The organism is Zemynaea arenosa (assembly GCF_004614185.1).
Classification (GTDB): Bacteria; Pseudomonadota; Gammaproteobacteria; order Burkholderiales; family Burkholderiaceae_D; genus Telluria; species Telluria arenosa.
The window spans coordinates 1-7,398 of sequence record NZ_SPVF01000041.1 but is presented as its reverse complement, the minus strand read 5'-3'; the positions used below and the strand labels follow the sequence as shown (position 1 = coordinate 7,398).

General features: G+C 66.6%; 5 protein-coding genes and 1 pseudogene. 4 read left to right on the top strand and 2 right to left on the bottom strand.

Translation table 11 applies throughout. From position 1 onward, the window contains the following. Window positions 1-201: 201 nt before the first annotated feature. Together E4L96_RS02975 and E4L96_RS02970 are read right to left on the bottom strand one after the other, a co-directional pair. On the bottom strand, window positions 202-570 hold the full coding sequence (locus tag E4L96_RS02975; RefSeq protein ID WP_135205748.1) for a DUF8785 domain-containing protein: 369 nt from the start codon (window positions 568-570) through the stop codon (window positions 202-204). Between the two features lie 37 nt (window positions 571-607). Then, entirely contained in the window at window positions 608-1,639 is a 1,032-nt protein-coding gene (locus E4L96_RS02970; RefSeq protein ID WP_135205747.1) for a DUF475 domain-containing protein, read from the bottom strand. A gap of 177 nt (window positions 1,640-1,816) precedes the next feature. On the opposite strand from E4L96_RS02970, the gene E4L96_RS02965 reads away from it, so the two are divergent. The 4 genes and pseudogenes from E4L96_RS02965 to E4L96_RS02950 form a co-directional block, all read left to right on the top strand. Then, window positions 1,817-2,239 carry a divergent PAP2 family protein gene (locus tag E4L96_RS02965; protein WP_135205746.1) on the top strand — a complete coding sequence of 141 codons (423 nt, stop codon included), beginning with the start codon at window positions 1,817-1,819 and terminating at the stop codon, window positions 2,237-2,239. A gap of 242 nt (window positions 2,240-2,481) precedes the next feature. After that, complete coding sequence (locus E4L96_RS02960; RefSeq protein ID WP_135205745.1) at window positions 2,482-3,660, top strand: efflux RND transporter periplasmic adaptor subunit; 1,179 nt, start codon at window positions 2,482-2,484, stop codon at window positions 3,658-3,660. Window positions 3,661-3,687: 27 nt separating this feature from the next. Next, complete coding sequence (locus E4L96_RS02955) at window positions 3,688-6,921, top strand: efflux RND transporter permease subunit (RefSeq protein ID WP_135205744.1); 3,234 nt, start codon at window positions 3,688-3,690, stop codon at window positions 6,919-6,921. A 50-nt stretch (window positions 6,922-6,971) separates the two neighbouring features. Then, window positions 6,972-7,398: pseudogene (locus E4L96_RS02950) on the top strand (DUF5694 domain-containing protein); the annotation flags it as partial.

Here is a 7,398-nt window from a genome sequence, read left to right as displayed (position 1 = left end):
GCCCAGCAGGGGCAGCACCGACAGGGGCATCGCAATGTGCTCGGTGCGCACGGCCGCGCCCAGCATGGCCAGCAGGCAGGCCAGCGCCAGCACCAGCGCCGCCGTCGCCAGCGCGCCGATGCCGCGGGCCGGGGGCACATGGACTTGCAGCGTACCGTGGTTATCCTTGACGTCCATGCTCCACCCTTCGCCGCGCCGCGCTTACGGCGTGACCGTCACCTTTTCGACATAGTATTCCGTGTCGCCGAAACAGGAGGTCGGCACGCCCTTGCGCTGCGCGTAGGTCAGCACCACGCGCTTGCCGGCGGCGGCGTCCAGCTGGGCGGCGACCTGCGGGTCGCGCACGGAGAATTCAAAGCGCTCGGGGATCGCGCCGGGCATGGAGGACAGCAGCAGCTCGCCCTCCCAGGTCTTGCACAGCCAGCCGCGCTGGCTGAATTTCTGCAGCAGGCCGGCGCGCACGCCCTCCGAATACGACCAGCTCAGCGCGGCCCACACATACAGGGCAAACACGACGATGGCGGCCGCGAGCAGCGCGAGCACCCAGGTGAGCAGGCGTTTGGAGGTCATGGTTCGGTTGGGTTGTCTGAACAGCACCCATGGTAACTCAAGCCAGGGCCTCCTGGCGTTTCCGGTACCGCACCGACGACCACAGCGAGACCAGGATGAAGGCCACGCCGGACAGCCCGGTGAACCACTCGGGGATCTCGTATTCCACCGACAGGAACATGATCAGCGCCAGGATGCCGATCGCGTAGTGCGCACCGTGCTCCAGGTAGACGAATTCGTCCAGCGTGCCCTTGTGAACCAGGAACACGGTCAGCGAGCGCACGAACATGGCGCCGATGGCCAGGCCCAGCATGATCAGCACCACGTCGTTGGTGATGGCGAAGGCGCCGATCACGCCGTCGAAGGAGAACGAGGCGTCCAGCACTTCCAGATAGACGAAGCCGCCGATTGAGCCCTTCATCATGGTCGCCAGCGCCGGGTCGTGCTCCTCTTCCTCCAGCAGTCCGCTGAGCCAGGCCACGCCCACGTAGATGGCGACCCCGACCACGCCCGCGATCAGCACCGAGAGCTTGCGCTCGGGCGGCATGATGGACATGGTGGCGAACACGGCGCACAGGGTCAGCAGCACGGCCAGCCCCTCCGAGCCCCAGTGGCCCAGCTTCATCTCGATCCAGCCCAGCCAGTGGTGTTCCTTTTCCTCGTCGAACAGGAAGTTCAGGAAGACCAGCAGCAGGAAGGCGCCGCCGAAGGCCGCCACCTCGGCGTGGGTGGCGCCCAGGTGGCGCGCATACTCCTCGGGAGTATTCAGGGCCATGGTCCAGACGTCCCCCAGCCCCAGGCCGGTGGCGACCGCCACGATCAGCAGCGGGAACAGCAGGCGCATGCCGAACACGGCCACCAGGATGCCGACCGTCAGGAACAGGCGCTGCCAGAACGGGCTCCAGTCCTTGAGCACCGCGGCGTTGACGACCGCGTTGTCGAACGAGAGCGAGACTTCCATCACCCCCAGCACGGCCGCGATCCACAGCCCGGACAGCAGCCCGGGCACGCCGCGCTGCTCGTAGCCCCACCACGCCGCCACGGCCAGCAGGACGAAGGTGACGATGAAGGACAATTTGAAGTGCCGCATCCGCGCTCCCGGGAAAAGTGTGTGCCGTTGGGTGACCGTGTGAGATTGTCACGCCCGCGTGGCCTGACCGCCACATTGTAGCGCGCCGCTTCCGGCGGCTTCGTCCGGCAGGGGGCGGCCGGGTCTTTCTCCCACGGGCAGCGTCTGCCATAATCGGGGATTCAATATAGGACGCCCATGGACCTGACCTACCTGCTGACCCCGTTCCTGACCTGGCTGATCGTGGGCCCCATCAAGTTCCTGATCAACAGCGCGCGCACCCGGCGCTGGGCCTTCGACCTGGTCGGCAATGGCGGCTTCCCCAGCAATCACAGCTCGGTCGTGGTCAGCATGGCAACATTGATCGCCTGGCGCGAAGGGCTCGGGCACCCGGCCTTCGGCGTGGCAGTCACCCTGTGCTTCATTGTCATGATCGACGCCAACAGCCTGCGCCAGCACGTCGGGCGGCAGGCGGCGGCGATCAACCGCCTGGCCGGCGGCAGCGCCGGCCATGTCACACTGCGGGAACGGATGGGCCATACACTGGTCGAAATCAGCGGCGGCATCGTCACCGGCTTCCTCATGGGCAGCCTGATGTACCGCCTGGCGCCCCACCTGTAAGCGCCGGTCCCGTAACCACCCCGGCCCGGCCGGGGGCGGGCGAACTGTCCGGAAGCGGACGTCCGCCCTGTCCGCTGGTGAACGGTCCGGCGCGTCACCCAATGCATTTCAGGCGCCAAAAAACGCAGTTCAGCCATCGATTTCCGCAACCCGCCAGTTGATCGTTGACGGTCAATATGCAGATCAGGATACTGCGCGGCGTTGTCATCATCAGATAAAACCGTACCAACCGGAGAATAACAATGCTGCGCAAAACCCTACTCCTCCTCGCCATCGCCTCGGCCCTTGCTGCTTGCGGCAAGGGTGGCGACCAAGCCAAACCGGGCGCCAGTGCGACTGCGCAGGCCGGCAAAGCCGACAAGGACAACGCGCCGACCCGCCTGTCGGTCGCGCCGGAAGACCTGGTCACCGTCACCAGCGCCGGCCTGGCCTCCGGTCCGGTGATCACCGGTTCGGTCGAACCCGAGCGCAAGGCGGACCTGCGTGCCGAAGTCTCGGCCGTGGTGCTCAAGGTCCTGAAAGAGAACGGCGACGTGGTCAAGAAGGGGGACGTGCTGGTTGTCCTGGACGAGACCTCGATCCGCGACGCGATGAGCTCGGCTGACGAGGCCGTCCGCGCCGCCCAGCAGTCGCTCGACCAGTCGCAGCGCAACCTGGAGCGCACCAAGACGCTGCGCGGGTCCGGCATGATCTCCCAGCAGGCGCTGGACGACGCCGAAGTCAAGCGCAACAACGCCCAGTCCGACCTGGCCGCGGCCCGCTCGCGCGCCGCCTCGGCCCGCCAGCAGATGGTCCGCACCGTGGTGCGCGCCCCGTTCGACGGCATCGTCTCCGAGCGCAAGGTCTCGGCCGGCGACACCGCTGCCATCGGCAAGGAACTGGTCAAGGTGATCGACCCGACCTCGATGCGCTTCGAAGGCAAGGTCTCGGCTGACAAGATCAGCGCCGTGAAGACCGGCGAGCCGGTCCTGTTCCGCATCAACGGCTACGGCGACCAGGAATTCCGCGGCGTGGTCAAGCGCGTGGACCCGTCCGCCAACGCGATCACCCGCCAGGTCGAAGTGCTGGTGGCCTTCACCAAGGATTCGCCGCAGCCGCGCGTGTCCGGCCTGTACGGCGAAGGCACCATCTTGTCCGATTCCAAGGCCGCCCTGATGCTGCCGGAATCGACCCTGGTGAAAGCGGGCGACGTGACCTACGCCTGGCGCGTGAAAAACGGCACCCTGAACAAGGCCACCCTGAAGATCGGCAGCCGCGACGAGCGCACTGGCCAGTTCGAGATCGCCTCCGGCCTGACCCAGGGCGACCTGGTGATGCGCAACCCGGGTTCGTCCATGCGTGACGGCCAGAAGGTCGACATGGCCCAGCCCAAGGTGGCCAGCGCCGCCAGCACCTCGTCCACCGCGGTGCAGGGCAAGTAACCCAGAACCAGGCCAAGGAAACCCACCATGTTCCTCTCCAATTTCTCCATCTCCCGGCCCATCGCCACGATCGTGCTGATCGTCGCGCTGATGGCGGCCGGCCTGATGGCCATGAGCAAGCTGCGGGTCAACCAGAACCCGGACGTCGAGATCCCGACCCTGTGGGTCAACATCCCGTACCCCGGCGCCTCGCCGGATTCGGTCGAGCGCGAGATCGTCAACCGCCTGGAAAAGCAGTTCCAGGCCATCCCAGGCGTGACCAAGGAGTACGCCGGCGCGAATGAAGGCAGCGCCTGGTTCCAGCTCGAGTTCGACTTCAAGAAGAACCTGATCGAAGCGTCGGACGACGTGCGCAACGCCATCGCGGCGGTGCGCTACAAGATGCCGACCGAGATGCGCGAGCCGATCATCAACCGCTTCGACACCTCGGCCCAGCCGATCATGAATATGGCGCTGTCGTCCAGCGTCCAGAGCCATTCCGAACTGTCGCGCTATGCGGAAGACGTGCTGGCCGACCGCATGCGCGGCATCGACGGCGTGTCCACCGTGAACGTGTCTGGTTCGCTCAAGCGCGAGCTGTCGGTGCTGCTGCACGCCGAGCGCCTGCGCGAATTCAACGTGTCGGTCGGCGACGTGACCAACGCGCTGCGCCTGCAGAACACCAACGCCCCGGTGGGCAAGGTGCGCGGCACCCTGGACGAGAAGTCGATCCGCCTGGTGGGCCGCATCGAAAACCCGTCCGACTTCCAGCAGGTGGTGGTCAAGCGCAACGGCGACCAGATCGTGCGCCTGGGCCAGGTGGCCGAGATCAAGGACGGCTTCGCCGACATCGATTCGCTGTCGGTCCGTTCGGGCAAGAGCAACGTGGGTATCTACGTGGCCCGCTCGCGCGAGGCCTCGACCGTGTCGGTGGCCAAGAAGATCCGCGCCATGGTCGAGGAGATCAACAAGGAACTGCCGAAGGGCACCAAGCTGGAGATCACCCGCGACGGCGGCGAACAGGCCCAGAACTCGCTGAACAACGTGATCGAGTCGCTGGTGCTGGGCGCGATCCTGACCATCTTCGTGGTTTACACCTTCCTGAATTCGTGGCGCTCGACCCTGATCACCGCGCTCTCGCTGCCGACCTCGGTGGTGGCGGCCTTCATCGCGGTGTGGCTGTGCGGCTTCACCCTGAACTTCATGACGCTGCTCGGCCTGTCGCTGGCGATCGGCGTGCTGATTGACGATGCGATCGTGGTGCGGGAAAACATCGTGCGCCACATGCAGAACGGCTCGCCGCGCCGCAAGGCCGCGCTCGAAGGCACGGCCGAGATCGGCCTGGCCGTGGCCGCGACCACCTTCTCGATCATCGCCGTGTTCATCCCGGTGGCCTTCATGCCGGGCGTGGCGGGCGAGTGGTTCCGTCCGTTCGCGCTGACCGTGGCCTGCTCGGTGTTCGTCTCGCTGGGGATCTCGTTCACGCTGGACCCGATGCTGTCGGCCTACTGGGGCGACCCGCCGGATCACCACCACGCGCCGAAGAAGGGCCTGTCGAAAGTCCTGCAGCGCTTCAATGACTGGTTCGACCACCAGGCTGACCGCTACGGCAACGTGATCAACTGGGCGCTGCACCACCGCAAGGCGATGGCGATCCTGGCCTTCGGCACCTTCGTCGGCGCGATTGCCTTGCACGCAAAATTCGGCGGCTCCTCGTTCCTGCCGGCCTCCGACCAGGGCACCCTGATGATCAACGTGCGCACCCCGTCCTCGTCGAGCGTGGAATACGCCCGCCTGAAGATGGAGAAGGCAGCCGAACTGGCCCGTTCGATCAAGGAAACCAAGGACACCAACTCCTCGATCCAGGCGACCGGCGGCCGCATCTACGTGGACATCGGCAAGCGGACCGAGCGCAAGCGCACGGCCAAGGAAATCGCGGTCGAGCTGCGTGAGAAGATCAGCCACCTGGTGGGCGCGGAATACACCGTCACCGACGACCTGAACAACGGCGGCGGCAAGCCGATCCAGATCGACTTCACCGGCCCGGATTCGCGCAAGCTGCTGGAGATCACCAACCAGTACATGGACAAGCTGCGCACCGTGCCGGGCGCGGTGGACGTCGGCCTGTCCCAGCTGGAACCGAAGGACGAGCTGCAGATCGAACTGAACCGCGGCCTGGCCAACTCGATGGGCATCTCCGTCAACGACGCCGCCCAGTCGCTGCGCATCGCCTTCGCCGGCATCGAAGTCGGCACCTGGGTCGACCCGACCGGCGAGAACCGCGACGTGGCCGTGCGCCTGCATCCGGACGACCGCCTGTCGGCGTCCAACATCGAGCGCCTGCCGATCCCGGTGCTGGGCACCAGCCAGATGGTGCCGCTGGAGCAGATCGCTTCGATCACCATGGGCAAGGGCCCGTCGGCGATCGAGCACGCCGGTGGCAAGCGCACGATCACCGTGTCCGCCAACGCCCAGGGCCGTTCCAACGGCGAAGTGGCGGCCGATGCGATGAAGCTGGCCAAGTCGATGAACTTCCCGCCGGGCTATGGCCTGGAGCTGGCTGGCCAGGCGCAGGACCAGAACGAGCTGTTCAGCCAGATGGGCATCGCGCTGGTGTCCGGCATCGGCCTGATGTACCTGATCCTGGTGATGCAGTTCGGCTCCTTCACCGCACCGCTGGGCGTGATGCTGTCGCTGCCGCTGTCGCTGATCGGCGTGGTGGTGGCCCTGAAGATCACCAACAACACCCTGAACCTGATGAGCTTCATCGGCATCATCATGCTGATGGGCCTGGTGGCCAAGAACGCCATCCTGCTGCTGGATGCGGCACGCAAGCAGGAAGCCGAGGGCTATGGGCGCGAGGATGCGCTGATGCATGCGGGCCGGGTGCGTCTGCGTCCGATCCTGATGACCACCTTCGCGCTGATTGCCGGCATGCTGCCGGTGGCGCTGGGGCTGGGCGAGGGCGGCGAGTTCTACCGTCCGCTGGCGATCGCCATCATCGGCGGCACCATCACCTCGACCTTCCTGACGCTGCTCGTGGTGCCGACCTTCTATGACAGCATCGAGATCGCCCGTGACCGCATGGTCGCCAAGTTCGGCCGCCGCGCCGAGCGCTGGACCGCGGTGCCGGCTTTCCTGATGACCTTCATCGAGGCGATCCTCACGCTGACCCTGGTGCGCTTCGTGTTCCGCTCGCTGGTGTGGCTGTTCCGCCTGGCGACGGGCCGCGGCCGCAAGGGTGGGGGCGGCATGCCGACCCCGACCCCAGCCGCTGGCTGATCCTTCAAGCCCGTCCCTGCGACGGGCTTTTTTCATTCTGGAGCATATGTATGATGCGTAAGACGAGTGGCCGTGTGGCGCGGCACATTGCGCCGCTGGCGGTGGCGCTGGCGGCGCTCTTGGGTGGCGCGGGCCAGGCCGGGGCGGCGCCGGGCGTGGACTTCGAGCCGGGCCTGTTCAAGGGACCGAAGGCCGGGCCGGTCAATGAAGTGCTGGTGCTGGGCACGCCGCACCTGTCCGGGCTGCCGAAGGAGTTCACCGCGGCCGCGCTCGGCCCGCTGCTGGACAAGCTGGCCGCGTGGCAGCCGCAGCGCATTGCCATCGAGGCGCTGTCCGGGCCGCAGTGCCACTTCATGCGCCAGTATCCGGCGCGCTATGCGGACACGGTCAAGGACTACTGCTGGGATCCGGCGCCAGCGCGCGCGGCCACCGGGCTGGACGTGCCGCAGGCCGTGGCCGAGGTGGACAAGCTGCTGC